This window comes from Arthrobacter sp. KNU-44 (assembly GCF_051843155.1).
Taxonomy (GTDB): domain Bacteria; phylum Actinomycetota; class Actinomycetes; order Actinomycetales; family Micrococcaceae; genus Arthrobacter.
Map to the genome: position 1 here is coordinate 3,421,253 of NZ_JBPXNG010000002.1, position 17,687 is coordinate 3,438,939.

Consider the following 17,687-nt stretch of genomic DNA (forward strand, 5'->3'; position numbering starts at 1 on the left):
TTGTTACTGCAACGCCCCGATGATTGACCCGGCGACAGTCATGGCCACGATGTCATGGCCGGAGTCGATGAGAGTCACGGCGGACGGCCTGCCTGCGAAACCGTTGTGGATGACGTGGCCGCCGACGCGGAAGACCACCGCAATCACTAGCGCAAAGAAACCGGCGTGCAAGCTTCCCTGCACGTCCAGCTTTCCGATGAGGACGGCCAACAGGATGCTTGTGAACGCTGCGGCCACCATCATGGGGATCCAGATTCCTGCGCCGCCGTCGATCTTCTTGAGGTCTTCCTCGGTCTTGCCGATAGCCTGCATCCACCGTCTGCCGAGGACCGCCGGCATGTACCAGACAAATCCGATGACCATGCTGGAAATGAAGGCCAGGAGTATGGCCAGCCAGTTGAGGTGCTGAAGAGAAGAGAGCCAATCCATTCTGGAATCCTAGTCGGCTTCCCTGACCGGCGAATCGGTGGAAACCTGCGTTTTGACCCGTTTCGCGGCGCCGGACGTTTCAGCGGCGTCCACGAGCCGGCCGATCAGCGGCTCTGTCCGGTAGGGGATATGGGTGTGCAGGGCAAGGACCGTTTCCGTGCGGATGACGCCCTTGGTTCTGAGGATGGAGCGAAGCGCCGTTTGCAGGTTGTGAGTGTCGGTGGCCACAACGCGGCATAAGAGATCGCCGCGCCCGGAAATTTCATGCACCTCAAGGACCTGGGGGATGCGGCGGAGGGCTCCGATCACGCCGTCGAGTTCCCGGTGGGTCACCTCCAGCGTCACGAAGCCGACGACGTCGTACCCCACCTTTTCGAGGTCGACCTCGCGGCCGCCGTCGTTCAGTACGCCCGAGCGGACCAAGCGGCGCATCCTCGATTGGGCGGTGTTGCGCGCAATCCCGAGGGACTCGCTCAGTTCGGCGATCTGAATCCTGGGATCACGGATCAACTCGAGCAGGATCTTCAGATCCGTTGGATCGAGGGTGTTCAAATCATCACTCCGGCTCATTTTTGGTCATTGGTGGATCTCAATTTTGACTGTTCTGATCAATTCTTTCATGGACATCTGATCTATTCGGCAGGCTTGCGACATCCTATTGCCATCAATATTTTGGGCCGTCCAGTCCCGGCCCACAAGGCCAGGTTCCGTGACGGCCGCTGAGGCGAAGGCACGGAAATGACTGTCTTTAGCGAACTGCGCATGCGCCAGGCCACCGCCGCGCGCTCGGGCTGGGATGCTTCCACCACGGCACGGCTGGTCCTGGCCGGCGCCGTCATGTTCACACTGCTGGTCGGTGCCAACTTGGCGAGCCCGCTGTATCCGCTGCTTCAGGCGGAACTCGGAATCACTTCATTGGGCGTGACCATTGCCTTTGCGAGCTACGTCCTGGCACTCGTGGCTGTGCTGATGCTCGCCGGCCACTGGTCGGACCATATCGGCAGGCGTGCAGCGCTGGTGCTGGCGGTCCTGGTGGGCTTGGCGGGCGGCCTGGTTTTCGCAAACGCTGACAACCTCTTGATGCTCTCGGCCGGCCGGATGCTCCAGGGCGTTGCCGTGGGCCTCGCTACCGGAGCGAGCTCGGCTGCGTTGCGTGAATTGCTTCCGTCCCGGCCCGAGTGGGCCTCCCGCTTCACCCTGTTGTCTTCCTCCGGCGGGGTGGCGGCCGGTCCCGCCATCGGCGGACTGCTTTCGCTGCTCCCGGGTGCCACGTCAACGCCGTTCTTCATCCACGCGGCCGTCCTGCTCCTCTTGCTGGTCCCGCTGTGGCTTCTCAAGGCGCGCCCCGCGATTCGGCCTGCAGAAGGCCCGCGTCCCTACACCGTGTTGGCCCCGCGGCGGCCCTCGGTATCGCGGGAAGCGAGGGGAGCGTTTTGGCTGGCCTCGAGCGTCGGCTTCCTCAGCTTTGCCGTGTTCGGATTCTGCCTTTCGCTCGCGCCCGGCTACTTCGCCGTCGTAGTGCACGCCGATTCCCGCCCCATGACCGGCCTGCTCGCCGGACTGACGCTCGGAGCGTCGGCGCTCAGCCAATTGCTGAAGGTCCGTGGCCGTTTCGCCGTGCCCGCTGGGCTGGCGGTCCTGGGGGTTTCCATTATGCTTGTCGGCGTTGCGGCCTCCCTTTCCAGTCCAGTGCTGCTGGTGGCAGCTAGCCTGTCCGCCGGGGTTGGGCAGGGGATCGCCTTCCGGCTCGTGTTCAACGACGTTGCCGGCAAAGTCGAAGCGTCCCGGCATGCCCAAATCATCAGCACTGTCTACGTCATCACCTACCTTGGCAGCGCTGTGCCGGTCATCGGGCTGGGCCTGGCCGCTTCGTTCATCGGACTGGGCGCCGCTGCCAGCTGTTTCACCGTGGTGTGCGGGCTTGCAGCGACGGTGCTCGCTGTCGTCTCCCTCCGCAGGGTTCTCCGCAAGGGCTGACTGACGGTCCATCCTGGAAGTCCAAGTTCGCAAAGATTGATTTGCAAAGAAAGTCTTGCAAAGGTTTCTTTGCAAGAGTAGCGTTTCCGGCATGGACAAGGTTCAAGAGCCGGAATTCCCCGTCCGCAAGGTCGATACGGCGTCCCTCAAAGCGCTCGCGCACCCCCTGCGCGTTCAGATCCTCGAGATGCTGTCGCGTTATGGGCCGCAGACCGCCTGCAGCCTGGCCGAACTCCTCGATGAATCCAGTGGCGCTACGAGCTACCACTTGAGGCAGCTCGCCAAGTTCGACTTCGTCCACGAAGTCCAAGGCAAGGGGACTGCGCGGGAGCGGTGGTGGGAGCGGCCCAGGGGAGCCATCCAGATCACGTCCCCCGAGTTGGCACATTCGCCGGCGACGCAGGAGGCATCTCGGCTGGTAACCCGCGAGTTCGAACGAAGCAGGCAGGCTGTCCTCGCCGACTTCATGGCACACGGCATGGATTCCTTGGACGAAGACTGGCTCGACGCGGCCATCGTCAACACCGCCAACGCCCGGATGTCAGCCGAACAACTCGGCCGCTACGCCCGGTCCATGGAAGCGTTCGCCCGCAACCTTCTGGAAGAAATCCGCAACGAACCCGAGGCGGACGATGCCCGCCCCGTGCAGATCCATTTGAACGCATTCCCGATCCTCGGAGTCCCGGCGTGGGCCGGAGACAAGAAATCCCGCGACGCGAAGTCGCACGCAGCAGCCACCGAAGGGAAAGAGTCATGAGCACTGCCACCGCATCATGCGGCACCTACCGCCGGCCCTCCATGCTGGAATCGGCAGCCGCCGGAATCGGAACCGGCCTGGTTGCGTGGGCCGAACGGAGGCGCTACATTCCTCCGGTCGACCTGGCCATGCAGCGAGCGGCGCTCACGCGCCGGCAGGATCTAGGTGATCTTCGCCAGGACGCGATGGGGGCCGCACACTCGGGCCTCGAACCACGTCACTGAACTGAACCGGGCGGCAGCAGAATCACCCGCTAAGTCAACGCTATTCCGGCAGCGGCCCGTGGTTGCCCTGGATGTGGGCGAAGACCAGAGTGGTCTCGGTGTGTCCCACCACGGGGTCCGTGGCGAGGTTGTCCAGGACCCAGTCGCGGAGGTCGTCGGTGTTGGCGACCGCGATATGCAGCAAGTAGTCCACGGAGCCCGAGGTGTGGAACGTGGAGATCACTGCAGGGAGAGCGGGAACCCGGGCCGTGAAGCGGTCGATCTGGTCGCGGTCATGGGCGCGCAGGCGCACGGCGATCAGGGCCTGGACCGATCGGCCGATTGCCGGGAGGCTCAGCACGGCTTCGAAACCCTCGATGATGCCGCGTTCGGAAAGTGACCGCGTGCGCATGAGCGCCGTCGACGGAGCAATTCCGACGAGTTCGGCCAGTTGCTTGTTGGAGATCCGGGCATCGTCAACCAAAGCCGCGAGGATGCGTTCGTCGATCGCATCCAAAGGCTCACTGATGCCGACGGGCCGAACGTTCTTCGGGGTGGTGGTCACGGATCCTCCTGAAAGTGCTGTGTATTCATCATAGGTGCCAGTTTCCGCTCAATGCATTCATTTGCACTGTCAATTTCCGAATTATTGCCAGATACTGACCGAATTCAACGGTGAATAATTCAAGGAGAGCAGTGACAGCCATCGACACACTCGCAGTCCACGCGGGCCGGACAGGACTCACGGAGCAGGGCGTGCATTCCGTTCCCATCGACCTCTCAACCACTGCGCCTTTGCCTTCCGTTCACGACGGCGGCCTCGCCTACGAGCAGATGGCCACGGGCGGGCTGCCCCTCGACGGTCAGAGCACGGTGTACCAGCGTCTCTGGAATCCTACGGTAGCCAGGTTCGAAGACGGCGTAGCGGCGCTTGAGGGTGCAGCGCAAGCTGTCGGTTTTGCCTCGGGGATGGCTGCGTTCAGCGCAGTGCTGCTCGCCTCCCAATCAGAAGGCAAGACGCACGTGGTTGCGGTGCGGCCACTCTATGGCGGCACTGACCACGTCCTGGCCAGCGGACTGCTTGGCAACCAGGTCACCTTCGTCAAGGCCGACGGCGTCCGCGATGCCCTCCGCCCGGACACCGGGCTGGTGGTAGTGGAAACCCCCGCGAACCCGAGCCTGGACCTCGTCGACCTTAACCGCCTGGTTGCCGACGCCGGAGACGTTCCGGTTCTCGTGGACAACACTTTCGCAACGCCGATCCTCCAGCAGCCACTCAAACATGGCGTCGCGATGGTGCTCCACAGCGCAACGAAATTCCTGGGCGGCCACGGCGATGCCATGGGCGGAGTGGTGGCAACAAGTCCGGAGTGGGCCACGCGGCTGCGTCGGGTCCGTGCCGTGACCGGGGGCATCCTGACCCCGTGGCCCGCCTACCTGTTGCACCGGGGCCTGGCCACCCTTCCCATCCGGGTGCGTGCCCAGCAGGACCACGCCCACAAGATCGCGGCGGCGCTCGCAAGTCACGAACTCGTCGCAAAGGTGTACTACCCGGGGCTTCCCGAGTGCGATCCTCTGCATCTGGTCGGTACGCAAATGGGCGGTCCGGGCTCGTTGATCTCGTTCGACCTTGAATCAGCCGAGCATGCGGAGCGCATTCCCGGCGCGGTCCGCCTCATCACGCACGCAGTGTCGCTGGGCGGCATCGATACGTTGATCCAACACCCCGCCGGATTGACCCACCGCCCGGTTGCCCCGGAGGCCAAGCCCCAGGCGCGCATGCTCAGGCTTTCCATCGGCTTGGAAGATCCGGCCGACATCATCGATGACCTGGTCCAGGCAATCGAGTCGACCCGCTAGCGGCTGCTACTTTCCCTGTCCGGCCGGTTCCAAGGAGCCGACGACGGCGAGCTGCGACGCCGGGGACCGGTGCACGACGGCGGTGATCACCGACGTCGTGCACCCCAGTGCGATGACCGCCCAGGCGAGTGCGGTCCAGCCGAACGCCTGGAAGGCGAGTCCGCCGGCCCAGCCGATAATGCTGGAACCCAGATAGTAGGAGAGGTTATACAGCGACGCGGCTTGCGCGCGGCCGCTCGTCGCGATGGTCCCGGTCCAGCCTGCGCCGATGCTGTGCGCGGCGAAGAAGCCGCCGGTGAAGACCACCAAGCCCGCCAAAACCGCGGCGATGTTGTCCCACAGAGTGAGTCCAAGGCCGGCCGTCATTGTCGCTATCCCGGCGAGCATGACCGTGCGGCGGCCGAAGCGCATGGACAATCCGGCACCCCAGCGGGAGCTCACGGTACCGGACAAATACGCCAGGAAAATCAGGCTGACCACGGTGGCCGGCAATCCGAAGGGCGCTGCATGGAGGCGGAATCCGAGGTAGTTGTACACGGCGACGAAGCCGCCCATCAAGAGGAACGCTTGAATATACAGAGCCAGCAGCGGCGGATTGGATGAATGGTCCGCCAGCGTCTTCATGGCCCCACGGAAACCTCCGGCGGAACTTGGAGTGAAGCGGCGCGGCTTCGGGACCAGCAGCAGGAAGAGGGCGGCCGATGCTGTCGCAAGGATGGAAACCGCGAAGGCGGCGGCCCGCCAACCCCACAATTCACCGATGGGTCCGGCGAGCAAACGCCCGGCAAGTCCGCCGAGGGTGGTCCCGGCTACGTAGCTGCCGGCGGCCAGCGCGGCGTGGACTTTGTTGACCTCTTCGTTCAAGTAAGCGATGGCGATCGCTGGAATACCGCCAAGGGCCATGCCCTCGAGCGCCCTCAAAGCGAGGACAAGCGAAAAGGTGGGGGCCAGGGGGACGAGCAGGCCCAGGACGGTGGCCGCCGCGATTCCGATGGCCATCGCACGTACCCGGCCGATCTTGTCGGCGACGAAGGACCAAGGCAACACCGTTGCCGCGAGGCCTACCGTGGCCAAGGAAATGGTGAGTGCTGCCTCCGCTGCCGTGATGTGCAGTTCGTTCGCCATGAGCGGCAGGACGGCTTGGGTGGAGTACAGCTGCGCGAAAGTGGCCACTCCGGCGAGGGCCAGACCGGCGAGGATCCGCCGGTACGCAATGGAGCCCTTCAGGTGTCCTTCCCAATCGGACTCGGCGGGGCTCGGGGATGCTGCGCTTGTACTCACCTTTCCACAGTAGGGCGAGCAGAAGTGATGATTCCAATGCATGATTCACTTAAGATTGATAGCGGTTTTGGATAATTTTGCGGATAGCCGATCTGAGGATGGACGGGTATGGACATCGAACACAAGCAACTGGTCCAACTGCTGCCGTTGCTCCCACTGCTGGCTGAGCTTGGCCGGACAGAACATGTCACCGAGACGGCCGAGCTGCTCGGAGTACCCCAATCGACGGTGAGCCGGGCGCTTGCCCGGGCTAGCGCCGTCGTCGGGACCGAACTCCTTATCCGTGAAGGCCGCGGCGTCCGCCTGACCCCGGCTGCGAAAACGCTGCTTCCCTACATCGAAGCGGCGCTGGCGGAATTCCAGGCGGGACTGGATGTGGTCCGGCACGAATCCGATGTTGTCCGCGGCCGAATCGCGGTGACCTTCCAGCACACTTTCGGCGAGGCCACGTTGCCGCTGCTCATGAGCGCATTCCGCAGCCGGCACCCCTCCACGGCCTTCGAGCTCAGCCAAGGAGCGCGTGCCGCGTGCCTTGAATCGCTCGTTGCCGGTGACGCTGACTTCGCCTTGACGGCACCCGTGGCGGCTCCGGGCAGGGGCCTTGGCTCGGCTGCGCTGTACCGCGAGCCGTTGCGGCTGGTGGTCCATCATCGCCATCCAGTGGCCCGGCGCGCCAGCGTGCGGCTTGCAGAGCTCAGACACGAGCCGTTCGTTTCCATGGGGCCAGGCTTCGGCCTGCGTTCGCTGACCGACGCGATCTTCCGGGATGCGGGCTTTCGCCCAAGGGTTGCTTTCGAGAGCCAGGACTCGCATACCATCCGCGGGCTCGTGTCGGCCGGATTGGGCTACAGCATCCTGCCGCCGGGAGGACTTGGGCCGGGACCCCAAGGGGTCCTGGATTCCACGGACCTGGGGTGGGTGGAGGTATCGCTTGACTCGGAGCTCGCATACCGCGAGATAGGGATTGCCTGGCGTGAACGGCGCAAGGAACCCGACCCCGTCAGGCTTTTCCGCGAAATGGTGCTTTCCGAAGGGCCGGGGCTGCTCGCAGGCCTTGTCAAAGCGCGATCCGCGACCCAATAGATCCACCCGGTGCGCCCACGCTAGGCTTTTGGACGTGGAGACTGCAGAAAACACGACCCCCCGGCCCGACGCAACGGTCATCGGGCTCGACATCGGCGGCACGAAGACCCGCGGTGTCCGTTTCGAGGACGGCAAGCCGGTCCGCGACGAAAGCACCGGCAGCTCCAACGTCCAGAACGTGAGCCGGGAGACGGCGGCCAGGAATCTCGCCGAGCTCTTCGCCATGATCGGTGGGGGCGACGTGGACCGCGTCCTCGCCGGGGCGGGCGGAATCGATACCGACGCCGATGCCCGCGCCCTCGCCGAGCTGATCGAACCCCATGTTCCGGGCGCGCAGGTCACGGTGGTCCACGATTCCCGCCTGCTGCTGGCGGCAGGCAGGGCCAGTACGGGAGTGGCTGTCATCGCGGGGACCGGATCCGCGGCCTGGGGAAAGAATGCCGAAGGTGAAGAAGCCCGTGCCGGCGGCTGGGGCTTTCTCCTGGGCGATGAGGGAAGCGGTTACTGGCTGGGCCGGGAGGCAGTGCGTCACAGCCTCCGGCGCATGAACAAAGGACTGGAGCCCGATGGTCTCACAGTGGCCCTCTTGGAGTCCTGCGGGTTAGACGATCCCAACAAACTCATCGCACTGTTCCATTCGGAGGACACCGACCGGCGGTACTGGGCCCAGCGCGCAACTGCGGTGGTGCAGACCGCCCGCGACGGGCTCGAGATCAGCCGCCAACTGCTGGAGCAGGCAGGACGGGATCTCGCGGAGCTGGCGGCGCAGGCCGTTCGCCAGCTTGGCCTCCCCGGACCGGTGATTCTTGGCGGCGGGCTCGGAATGAACGTCGAGCCCTTGCAGTCAGCTTTCCGGGCAGGACTGGCCGCGCACGGGATCACCGATGTGCGGGTCCTGGACCAGGAACCGGTTTTCGGTGTGCTGCGGATTGTCGCGGAACTGCCTTAGCGGGGGCCGTTAGTCGGTGGCCCTGTTCCTGGACCTCGGCTTGAGCTGGACCCCCGGCATGGGCGGTGCGGGGATGCGCCCGGCTTCGGCTCCGGCGTCGGGCCCGTGGCCATGGATCCAGCCGAATCGCGCGGCGCGGGTGTCTTCGTCGCTCAGGAGCGCCTGGGCTTCCCAGTCTTCGCGGGCCCGCTCCACTTCCTCGTGAGTGCGGCCCACGAAGTTCCACCACATCAGGATGTCTTCTTCGAAGGGTTCGCCGCCCAGGAGCATGAAGCGCGTTCCAGGAGCCGCGTCGAGCCGGAGGGCTTCCCTGCCCATGCCGAGGAAGGCCAAGGGGCCGGGGTCGACTTCCTGGCCGTCGATCACGGCTGAGCCGTCCAGGACCAGGACGGCATGCTCGAATTCAGGGTTCAGCGGCAGTTCGATCGGGCCGGAGGCTGAGATTTCGACACCGACAATCGGGCTGTACATGATCGCGGGGGAGCGCTGCCCGGCGAAGTCGCCCACGAGCACCGTGGCCTTGAATCCGTCCGCGGCGACCACCGGCAGGTCGACGATCTGCTGGAACGACGGCGCGCGGTGCCTCACGGCGTCGGGCAAAGCAACCCACAACTGAAGGCCCCGGGACAGCGGCAGGAGGGCGCCGCCGTCGGGCGCGTCCGGGTGAAGTCCGGGCGGGAGGACGCCGAACTCGGAATGCGAAATGCCGCGGCCGGCCGTCATGATGTTCAACTGCCCGGGGCGGACCACGACGTCGCTGCCTACGCTGTCGCGGTGCCGCACCTCACCCTGGAGGGGCCACGTGACCGTCTGCAGTCCCATGTGCGGGTGGGGAAGAACGCTCATCGCGACGCGGTCCGGACCGAAGCTGTCCAGGAAGCACCAGGCTCCAACCGTCGGCATTCCGCGCTGCGGGAGGGTTCGGGAAACATTCATGGCCCGGACGCCGCCCAAGGGCACTTCGCGGGCCGGCCAAAGCTGTACAAAAGGTCCCTGTCCGGGATGTCCGGCCGGGCAGACTTCCTGGGCCGGGGCCGTTTCCAAGTTGGTCACGATACAACTCCATGTGCTGAACAGTGTTCCTCCCAGCTTAGGCCTAGGCTGGCTCCATGAGCATGCAGTTCGACACCCGCCCGGCCGCGTACGGAGTGGTCATCCGCGACGGAGCAATCCTCCTCGCCTATTGGAAGCAAGACGGCAAGGAAGGCTGGACCCTTCCCGGGGGAGGCCTGGACCTGGGGGAGCATCCCGTGGACGGCTGCCGCCGCGAAATCCAGGAGGAAACCGGGTACGACGCCGATATCGGAGCGATGCTCGGTATCGACGTCGGCCACTGGCCGGGCGAGGAGCGGCTGGACGGATCAGACCGTGATTTCCAGGCAATCCGGCTGGTCTACGAGGCAAGCATCACGGGCGGCGAGTTGACCCACGAGATAGACGGCAGCACTACCCACGCCGCCTGGGTGCCGCTGGGCAAGGTTCCGGGACTAAACCGGGTGTCCCTGGTGGACATCGGCCTCCGCCTGCACAGTGAGCGGCCCCTCAACGGAAAACTGCCGACGCCCTGAGCATTGCCGATTCATTACGGTCTTCGCGCCTGCGCTGACATCGTCGGTGGTGCTGGTTAGGCTGTAGAACATCAGTTCACTGCTGATTGATTTCCATCGTTGATATTTGCGGCCCAAAAAGTTAGGTAAGCCCCGGAATGGCTGAAGCCATGATTGAGTTCCAGAGCGTCACCAAGCAGTATCAGGGCGGGCAACCCGCTGTTGATGGATTGAGCATGTCCATCGACAAGGGTGCCATCACCGTGTTCGTCGGACCCTCGGGCTGCGGAAAGACCACGTCCCTGCGGATGATCAACCGCATGGTGGAGCCGACATCGGGCACCATCACCGTGGCCGGCAAGGATGTTTCGAACGAACCGGCCGCCCAGTTGCGACGCTCCATGGGTTACGTCATGCAGTCCTCGGGACTCATGCCGCACCGTTCTGTGCTGGACAACATTGCCACCGTTCCGCGGCTCAACGGCGTTTCCAGGGCGGCAGCCCGCAAACGCGCGGAAGAGCTGCTCGACGTCGTCGGGCTGGCTTCGGGGCTCGGCAAGCGATACCCGTCCCAATTGTCCGGCGGCCAGCAGCAGCGCGTCGGAGTAGCCCGAGCGCTCGCAGCGGACCCGCCCGTGCTGCTCATGGATGAGCCCTTCAGCGCGGTGGACCCGGTGGTCCGCGACGAACTCCAGCAGGAACTCCTCCGGCTCCAGCGCGAACTGGCCAAGACTATTGTCTTCGTCACCCACGACATCGATGAGGCCACCGTGCTCGGCGACAAAGTGGCCGTCTTCGCCGTCGGGGGCAAACTTGCGCAATACGCGGCGCCCGAGGAGATCCTCCGGGCACCTGCCAATGACTTCGTGGCCTCTTTCGTGGGCCGTGACAGGGGCTTCCGGCACCTTGCCTTCAATGGCGCCGATGCTGTTCCGGTGCATCCGGTCAAGACGGTGGAAGCCCCGCAAGTTGCCGCGGGCAGCAGCGAATGGGCCTTGGTGCTCGACGGCGACTCCCGGCCTATGGGGTGGGCCTCGCCGCGCGACGGCGCCGGGCTGATTCCCGGAGGTTCCTTGTTCCGGCGCGGGGATACGCTCCGCCGGGCCCTGGATGCCGCGCTGTCCTCACCTTCGGGCCTTGGCGTGGTGGTGGACGACGATGGCAGGCTCGCCGGCGTCCTCAAAGCCGATGAAGTGCTGACGCTCATCGAACAGACCCGGCACAACAGGGAGGACGCCCCCTGATGGAATGGTTCCTGGCGAACAGCGGCATGGTCTTTGAGCGGGCCGGCGAGCACCTTATCCTGGCTCTGATCCCCATGGTTTTGGGTCTGCTCATCGCGGTGCCCTTGGGGCAATTGGCCCGGCGCAACCGTACCCTCAGGACCGTGGTCACCACTGCAAGTTCCCTGTTATATACCATTCCTTCCCTGGCACTTTTCATCATCCTGCCGCCGATCCTGGGAACCCGGATCCTGGATCCGCTCAACGTGGTGGTTGCCCTCACCATGTATGCGGTCGCCTTGCTGGTGCGGGCTGCCATGGACGCCTTCGATTCCGTCGACGACGACCTCCGGATGGCGGCCGTGTCCATGGGATTCAAGCCGACCGCGCGGTTCCTGCAAATCGACCTGCCGCTTTCCTTGCCCGTGCTTTTTGCGGGCCTGCGCGTGGTGTCCGTCAGCAATATCTCCCTTGTGAGCGTCGCCGCGCTCCTGGGGGTCGGGAACCTGGGGATGTTGTTCACCGACGGGCTGCAGCGGGCGTTCGTCACCGAGGTGGTGGTCGGCATCATTGCGATCCTCTTGCTGGCCCTCGTCATGGACACATTCTTGGTGCTCCTTGAGAAGCTGCTGACGCCCTGGACTCGGGCCGGTGCCGTCACGGCCAAGCAAGAGGCCAAAGCAGGGGAGTTCATCGCAGATGCCAGGATGCACGCGGAGGCAAGTCGATGAGCAATATCTTCGTTGACACCCTCGCTTGGCTCACGGACCCGGCTCACTGGTCAGGAAGCGGCGGAATCGCTACGAGGCTCCTGGAACACCTGCAGTATTCCGGGCTGGTCCTGGTGATTGCCGCGGCCATCGCCATGCCCCTGGGTCTCTTCATCGGGCACACAGGACACGGGCGCGTGGTTGCCGTGGCGTTCGCCGGCGCCCTGCGGGCCCTCCCGACCCTCGGACTGCTTGTCCTCTTCGCCCTGTTGGCCGGAAGCGGCCTCATGCCTCCCGTCTGGGCCCTCGTCATCCTGACAGTGCCGCCCCTCCTGGCCGGGACCTACGCCGGGATTTCCAGCGTTGATCCAACGGTGGTTGACGGAGCCCGCGCCATGGGCATGACAGAACTGCAGATCCTGTTCCGCGTAGAGCTGCCCAACGGACTTCAGGTCATGTTCGGCGGCATCCGCACGGCGGTCCTCCAGGTCATCGCGACGGTTTCCGTGGTGGCGTATCTTCCGCTGGGAGGCCTGGGGCGTTATCTTTTTGACGGATTGGTCCTTCAGGACTTCCCCCGCATGCTCGGCGGGTCACTGCTCATCGCGGCGTTGGCAATCGTCGTCGACCTCATTCTGGCCATGGCGCAGAGGATCCTCCTCCCGCCCGGACTTTCCATCGATTCCAACGGCGGCCACAAGGTCGCCGGAGATCTCGCAGCCGCCGCACCAGCGGGGACTGCCGTTCAAGGAGGTACCGCATGAAGCAACCCGTCACCCTGACCCGCCGCGGGCTCGGCGGCCTGGCGGCCGGAGTCGGCATTGCGCTCGCACTGAGCGCATGTGGCGGCAGCCCGCTGTCCAGCCCGTCCACCAACGCTCCTTCGGGGGCCGGTGGCTCGCTCACCGTAGGCTCGGCAGATTTCCCCGAAAGCCAGGTCATCGCCGAAATCTACGCCGGAGCACTGAACGCCGCCGGCGTCACCGCAACGACGAAGCCCAATATCGGATCCCGCGAAATCTACTTCAAGGCCGTGCAAGACGGTTCGATCGACCTCGCCCCTGACTACTCCGGCAACTTGCTGTCCTACCTGGACACCAACGCCTCGCAGGTGTCGGCCGACGATGTCTTCAAGGCGCTGCCCGGGAAGCTTCCAAAGGGCCTCGGAGTGCTCGACCCCGCCAAGGCTGAAGACAAGGACGCCATGGTTGTCACGAAGGCCACGGCGGAGAAGTACAAGCTAAAGTCCATCGAAGACCTCGCAAAGAATTGCGGCGACTTCACGATTGCGGCACCGGCAACCTTTGAGACCCGCGCCTACGGGCTCCCGGGCCTCAAGTCCAACTACAACTGCGTGCTCAAGGGCCTGAAGCCGTTCAGCGACGGAGGCGGCAACCTCACGCTCCAGGCTCTGTTGTCGAACGACGTCCAGGTTGCCGACATCTACACCACCACGCCGTCCATCCCGGACAACGCCCTGGTGGTGCTGGATGATCCTAAGAACAACTTCAAGGCCCAGCAGGTCCTCCCGCTGTACAACATGGCCAAGATGACGGACAAGGCGAAGGATGCGCTCAACAACGTCTCCAAGATCCTCACCACGGACGATCTCATCAGCCTTAACCGCGCAGTCAGCGGCAACCAAAAGCAGAATCCCAAGGACGCTGCAGCCGCTTGGCTCAAGGACAAGGGGATCGTGAAGTAAGTCCCCACCGCCTCCCTCGCCTCGCTCCGCTCGTCCAGGGAAGCCTCCCCGCTACCTCCCCAATCTCGCAAGCTCTATTGGGGCCCCTCGGTAGCGGGGGCCCAGGCGGCGGAGGCCCCTGCCAAGGAATGCCCGACGGCGGTGAGGAACCCTTTTTGGGGGCCTCGCCGCCGTCGTCGTTAATGTGAGTGATGTCTCAACGGAAGTACATCCCCGATATGGCATATTTGATGAATGGCAGAATTCAAGCAGTCCACCAAGCTTCATAATGTCCTTTACGACATCCGTGGACCGATTCTTCAGGCCGCCCAGCAGATGGAGGCAGAGGGTCACCGCATCCTCAAACTGAATATCGGAAACCCGGCACCGTTCGGATTCGAAGCGCCGGACGCGATCTTGGTGGACATGATCCGCCACCTGCCCCATGCCCAGGGATACAGCGATTCGCGCGGAATCTTCTCGGCCCGCACCGCCGTCTCGCAGTACTACCAGACCCGCGGCATCCAAAACATCCACGTTGACGACATCTACCTTGGCAACGGCGTCAGCGAACTCATCACCATGTCGCTCATGGCTTTGCTGGAAGTGGGAGACGAGATTCTCATCCCCACTCCGGACTACCCGCTGTGGACCGCCTCGGTGGCTCTGGCCGGGGGCCGTCCGGTCCACTATCTGTGTGACGAAGAATCGGGCTGGCAGCCGGACCTTGAGGACATGGAATCCAAGATCACGCCTCAAACCAAGGGCATCGTGGTCATCAACCCCAACAACCCCACTGGTGCCGTGTACCCGGAGGAGACCCTCAAGAAGATCGTGGCCCTCGCCGAAAAGCATGGCCTTGTGGTCTTCGCCGATGAGATCTACGAGAAGATCCTTTACGAAGACGCCGTCCACGTGAATCTTGCCGGGCTCACCGGCGACGACGTGCTCTGCCTGACGTTCAGCGGATTGTCCAAGGCCTACCGGGTGTGTGGCTACCGCGCCGGTTGGATGGCCATCTCCGGTCCCAAGAAAGACGCCGCAGACTACCTCGAGGGCATCAACCTGCTGGCCAACATGCGTCTGTGCGCCAACGTGCCGGCACAGCATGCCATCCAGACCGCGCTCGGTGGACACCAAAGCATCAACGATCTCATCCTGCCCGGCGGCAGGCTCCTTGAACAGCGGAACAAGGCCTACGATCTGCTCAACGCCATCCCCGGCGTCAGCACACAACAGGCCCGGGGTGCGCTCTATCTGTTCCCGAAGTTGGACCCCGAGGTCTATCACATTCGCGACGACGAGAAGTTCGTCCTCGACCTTCTCAAGGAACAAAAGATCCTCGTCTCACATGGACGGGCCTTCAACTGGGTGCGTCCTGACCACTTCCGCATGGTGACCCTGCCGAACGTCAAGGATATTGAAGAAGCGATTGGCCGCATGGCGGACTTCCTCGGGCGGTACCAAGGCAACTAGCCTGTTGTGCAAGCTGCGACGAATGCGGCCGGACCAGAGGGGACGTCGAAATGGCCGGGACCAAGGAATTCACCAAGCAGGTATCCACGATCTTGAAGGCCGGGCCGGGATTCTCGCTGGACGCAGTAGACCCCGGATCGACGCCCGGCTACAAGGGAAAGAAGTCTGACGGCGTAGCTTTGCTGGCAGCGCAGGATGGTCGATTGGACGTGCTGCAGGAGATGCTCTTTGCCGAGGGAAAATTCGGCAGCTCCAAACGGGTGCTTTTGATCCTGCAAGCCATGGACACCGCAGGCAAAGGCGGGATCGTTGAGCATGTCGTCGGATCAATGGATCCCCAAGGTGTCAAGGTTGCCCCGTTCAAGGCGCCGACTGATGAGGAGAAAGCCCACGATTTCCTCTGGCGGATCGAGAGAGCCTTGCCTGACGCCGGGTTCGTCGGGGTTTTTGACCGATCCCACTATGAGGACGTGCTGATACACCGAGTCCACGGTTGGGCGAATGAAGCTGAACTGGAACGGCGCTATGCGGCCATCAACGAGTTCGAGGCACGCCTCGCCGAACAAGGTACGGCGATCGTCAAGGTCATGCTCAACATCAGCCGCGATGAACAAAAAGCGCGGCTGCTGGCACGATTGGATGACCCGTCCAAGCACTGGAAATACAGCACGGGTGATCTCAAGGAACGCGCGTTTTGGGATTCCTATATGGACGCCTATCAGCGGGTCTTCGAGAAGACTTCAACCGAGGTGGCGCCCTGGTATGTGGTTCCGGCGAACAAGAAGTGGTTTGCGAGGATCGCTGTCCAGGAGCTTCTGCTCGAGGCCCTCGGCAAGCTGGACCTGAGCTGGCCGAAAGCAGACTTTGACGTGCCGGCGGAGCGGGCTCTGGCCGTCCAATCCTAGCTGGCTGCCGCGCCGTCCTCGCCGTTGCTTCGGGCCGCCGCCAGCCTCCTGCGGGCACCCTCCAGCCACTCTTCGCAGCGCTTCGCCAAAGCCTCGCCGCGTTCCCAGAGCGCGAGGGATTCCTCAAGGCTTGCTCCGCCGGCTTCAAGGCGGCCAACCACGGCCATGAGCTGCTCGCGGGCTTCCTCATAGCTGAGACTGTCCAGGTCCTCAGGGGATCCCTTAGCCGCGGGGGATGTGTTTTCTGCTGTCATTTCATAGTCCTCATTGCTGGTGCTTGCTGGGCTGTCCGGCTGCAGCGGGCGCTCCGGAAGATACGGCGGCAAGGCGGCCTTCCGCCAACCGGAGGGTCAGCTCCGTGCCATCAGGGGCCTGGTCAGGGCTCCGGACGACGTCGTGGCCGACCCCATCCGCTCCCGCGACCTGGACGACGGCGTACCCGCGGTCCAACGTTTTTTGGGGCGACAATGCCCTTACCTGGGCGCGGAGATGGTGCACCTGATCAAGTGCGCGGATAACAGCGGAGCTCACCGCGGTGTGGGCATGTTTCCGGAGCCGTTCGACATCGTCCTGCCGTATCTTGACCATTACTTCCGGGGACGCCAGCACAGGACGCGATCTTAGGGCGTGGAGTCGATCCGTTTCGCGGTCCACCAGTCGTCCAACGCCGCGACGTAGCTGCTCGCGGGCCTGCCGTACCCTCGCCAATTCCTCGACGACATCAGGGACGATCCTCTTTGCGGCGTCGGTGGGTGTGGATGCGCGAAGGTCAGCGACATCGTCCAGGATGGGATGGTCGGCTTCATGGCCGATCGCGCTGACCACAGGGGTGGCCGCTACGGATACCGCACGGACCAGATCTTCGTTGCTGAACGGAAGCAGATCTTCCAGCGCTCCGCCACCACGGGCGATCACGATCACATCCACGTGCGGATCGGCGTCGAGTTCCTTGAGCGCTGCCAGGATCTGGCTCACCGCGGTAACTCCTTGGACTGCGACCTCCCGGACGGCGAATTCGACGGCGGGCCAGCGAAGCGCAGCGTTGCGCAGTACGTCTTTCTTGGCGTCGGAATCGCGGCCGGTGATGAGCCCGATCCGGTGGGGGAGCAGGGGCAGCCGTTTCTTCCGCGAGTCTGAAAACAGCCCTTCGGCGCCAAGGGCCTGGCGCAAGCGCTCGATTCTTGCGAGGAGATCGCCGAGGCCGACCGGGCGGATGTCCTTGATCGACATGTTGAGCCGACCGGTCTTGAGCCAGAATTCGGGTTTCACCAAGGCCACGACGCGTGAGCCACGCTCAAGTGGCATCTTCTGGCGGTCCAGGACGTTGGACCACAGCGATGCGGGCAAGGAGATTTCGGCGTCGGTGTCCCGCAGCGTCACGAATGCGCTGCCGCCTCGACGGTTGAGTTCGATGACCTGGCCTTCGATCCACGCAGCCGGGGCACGTTCTATGTGGGTCTTGAGCTTGCGGGATAGCAGCTGCAGCGGCCAAGGGTTGTCGGGACTTGTCTCCGACGCCGTCGCGGGCAGGGTTGACTCTGCCTTCGTGGATTCTTCTCCGGAGGACCCTTCGCCCGGGGCTCCCGGGTTCGGGAGTCCTGAA

20 protein-coding genes are annotated in these 17,687 nt (G+C 64.0%); 13 read left to right on the forward strand and 7 right to left on the reverse strand.

Annotated features, from left to right (window positions below):
• Nucleotides 1-3 precede the first annotated feature (3 nt).
• Both ACSVHC_RS17060 and ACSVHC_RS17065 read right to left on the reverse strand, forming a co-directional pair.
• Nucleotides 4-429, reverse strand: coding sequence for a DUF1761 domain-containing protein (locus ACSVHC_RS17060; protein WP_437770961.1), 426 nt, complete (start codon nucleotides 427-429; stop codon nucleotides 4-6).
• Nucleotides 430-438: 9 nt separating this feature from the next.
• A complete protein-coding gene (locus tag ACSVHC_RS17065) occupies nucleotides 439-999 on the reverse strand; it encodes an Lrp/AsnC family transcriptional regulator (protein ID WP_437770960.1) in 561 nt (186 codons plus the stop codon).
• Between the two features lie 168 nt (nucleotides 1,000-1,167).
• Between ACSVHC_RS17065 and ACSVHC_RS17070 the strand changes: the two genes are divergently transcribed.
• The 3 genes from ACSVHC_RS17070 to ACSVHC_RS17080 all read left to right on the forward strand — a co-directional run bounded on the left by ACSVHC_RS17070 (nucleotide 1,168) and on the right by ACSVHC_RS17080 (nucleotide 3,387).
• Complete coding sequence (locus ACSVHC_RS17070; RefSeq protein WP_437770959.1) at nucleotides 1,168-2,406, forward strand: MFS transporter; 1,239 nt, start codon at nucleotides 1,168-1,170, stop codon at nucleotides 2,404-2,406.
• A gap of 91 nt (nucleotides 2,407-2,497) precedes the next feature.
• Nucleotides 2,498-3,163, forward strand: a complete 666-nt coding sequence (locus ACSVHC_RS17075) for an ArsR/SmtB family transcription factor (RefSeq protein WP_437770958.1) — start codon at nucleotides 2,498-2,500, stop codon at nucleotides 3,161-3,163.
• The gene (locus ACSVHC_RS17080; RefSeq protein WP_439181151.1) at nucleotides 3,160-3,387 is read left to right on the forward strand and encodes a 2-nitropropane dioxygenase; all 228 of its coding nucleotides are present in this window, start codon (nucleotides 3,160-3,162) and stop codon (nucleotides 3,385-3,387) included. Before ACSVHC_RS17075 ends, ACSVHC_RS17080 begins: the two co-directional genes overlap by 4 nt.
• A 40-nt stretch (nucleotides 3,388-3,427) precedes the next feature.
• On the opposite strand, the gene ACSVHC_RS17085 is transcribed toward ACSVHC_RS17080, so the two are convergent.
• A complete protein-coding gene (locus tag ACSVHC_RS17085; RefSeq protein ID WP_284980732.1) occupies nucleotides 3,428-3,931 on the reverse strand; it encodes an Lrp/AsnC family transcriptional regulator in 504 nt (167 codons plus the stop codon).
• Between the two features lie 131 nt (nucleotides 3,932-4,062).
• Between ACSVHC_RS17085 and ACSVHC_RS17090 the strand changes: the two genes are divergently transcribed.
• Nucleotides 4,063-5,226 (forward strand): trans-sulfuration enzyme family protein, encoded by a 1,164-nt coding sequence (locus ACSVHC_RS17090; RefSeq protein WP_439181152.1) that lies wholly within the window; start codon nucleotides 4,063-4,065, stop codon nucleotides 5,224-5,226.
• A gap of 6 nt (nucleotides 5,227-5,232) precedes the next feature.
• Here ACSVHC_RS17090 and ACSVHC_RS17095 read toward each other — a convergent pair whose 3' ends face one another.
• Nucleotides 5,233-6,549 carry an MFS transporter gene (locus tag ACSVHC_RS17095; protein ID WP_437770955.1) on the reverse strand — a complete coding sequence of 439 codons (1,317 nt, stop codon included), beginning with the start codon at nucleotides 6,547-6,549 and terminating at the stop codon, nucleotides 5,233-5,235.
• Between the two features lie 66 nt (nucleotides 6,550-6,615).
• Between ACSVHC_RS17095 and ACSVHC_RS17100 the strand changes: the two genes are divergently transcribed.
• Together ACSVHC_RS17100 and ACSVHC_RS17105 are read left to right on the forward strand one after the other, a co-directional pair.
• Entirely contained in the window at nucleotides 6,616-7,590 is a 975-nt protein-coding gene (locus ACSVHC_RS17100; RefSeq protein ID WP_437770954.1) for a LysR substrate-binding domain-containing protein, read from the forward strand.
• A 34-nt stretch (nucleotides 7,591-7,624) separates the two neighbouring features.
• Complete coding sequence (locus ACSVHC_RS17105) at nucleotides 7,625-8,539, forward strand: N-acetylglucosamine kinase (protein ID WP_439181153.1); 915 nt, start codon at nucleotides 7,625-7,627, stop codon at nucleotides 8,537-8,539.
• Nucleotides 8,540-8,548: 9 nt separating this feature from the next.
• Here ACSVHC_RS17105 and ACSVHC_RS17110 read toward each other — a convergent pair whose 3' ends face one another.
• Nucleotides 8,549-9,592 (reverse strand): pirin family protein, encoded by a 1,044-nt coding sequence (locus ACSVHC_RS17110; RefSeq protein WP_437770952.1) that lies wholly within the window; start codon nucleotides 9,590-9,592, stop codon nucleotides 8,549-8,551.
• Between the two features lie 56 nt (nucleotides 9,593-9,648).
• Here ACSVHC_RS17110 and ACSVHC_RS17115 point away from each other — a divergent pair, with 56 nt between their 5' ends.
• The 7 genes from ACSVHC_RS17115 (at nucleotide 9,649) to ACSVHC_RS17145 (ending at nucleotide 16,084) form a co-directional block, all read left to right on the forward strand.
• The gene (locus ACSVHC_RS17115; RefSeq protein WP_437770951.1) at nucleotides 9,649-10,107 is read left to right on the forward strand and encodes an NUDIX hydrolase; all 459 of its coding nucleotides are present in this window, start codon (nucleotides 9,649-9,651) and stop codon (nucleotides 10,105-10,107) included.
• A 137-nt stretch (nucleotides 10,108-10,244) separates the two neighbouring features.
• Nucleotides 10,245-11,330, forward strand: coding sequence for an ABC transporter ATP-binding protein (locus tag ACSVHC_RS17120; protein ID WP_437770950.1), 1,086 nt, complete (start codon nucleotides 10,245-10,247; stop codon nucleotides 11,328-11,330).
• Nucleotides 11,330-12,040: an ABC transporter permease gene (locus ACSVHC_RS17125; RefSeq protein ID WP_236812105.1), complete on the forward strand. Its 711-nt coding sequence runs from the start codon at nucleotides 11,330-11,332 to the stop codon at nucleotides 12,038-12,040. The genes ACSVHC_RS17120 and ACSVHC_RS17125 overlap by 1 nt, the downstream gene beginning before the upstream one ends.
• Nucleotides 12,037-12,783 (forward strand): ABC transporter permease, encoded by a 747-nt coding sequence (locus ACSVHC_RS17130; RefSeq protein WP_437770949.1) that lies wholly within the window; start codon nucleotides 12,037-12,039, stop codon nucleotides 12,781-12,783. Before ACSVHC_RS17125 ends, ACSVHC_RS17130 begins: the two co-directional genes overlap by 4 nt.
• On the forward strand, nucleotides 12,780-13,724 hold the full coding sequence (locus ACSVHC_RS17135) for an ABC transporter substrate-binding protein (protein ID WP_437770948.1): 945 nt from the start codon (nucleotides 12,780-12,782) through the stop codon (nucleotides 13,722-13,724). Before ACSVHC_RS17130 ends, ACSVHC_RS17135 begins: the two co-directional genes overlap by 4 nt.
• A 234-nt stretch (nucleotides 13,725-13,958) precedes the next feature.
• Entirely contained in the window at nucleotides 13,959-15,179 is a 1,221-nt protein-coding gene (locus ACSVHC_RS17140) for a pyridoxal phosphate-dependent aminotransferase (protein ID WP_059387460.1), read from the forward strand.
• Between the two features lie 50 nt (nucleotides 15,180-15,229).
• A complete protein-coding gene (locus ACSVHC_RS17145) occupies nucleotides 15,230-16,084 on the forward strand; it encodes a polyphosphate kinase 2 family protein (RefSeq protein ID WP_437770947.1) in 855 nt (284 codons plus the stop codon).
• Here the strand turns inward: ACSVHC_RS17145 and ACSVHC_RS17150 are convergent.
• Both ACSVHC_RS17150 and xseA read right to left on the reverse strand, forming a co-directional pair.
• A complete protein-coding gene (locus ACSVHC_RS17150; RefSeq protein ID WP_437770946.1) occupies nucleotides 16,081-16,338 on the reverse strand; it encodes an exodeoxyribonuclease VII small subunit in 258 nt (85 codons plus the stop codon). The genes ACSVHC_RS17145 and ACSVHC_RS17150 overlap by 4 nt on opposite strands.
• 10 nt (nucleotides 16,339-16,348) lie before the next feature.
• Nucleotides 16,349-17,614 (reverse strand): exodeoxyribonuclease VII large subunit, encoded by a 1,266-nt coding sequence (gene xseA, locus ACSVHC_RS17155; protein WP_437774075.1) that lies wholly within the window; start codon nucleotides 17,612-17,614, stop codon nucleotides 16,349-16,351.
• Between the last annotated feature and the right edge of the window lie 73 nt (nucleotides 17,615-17,687).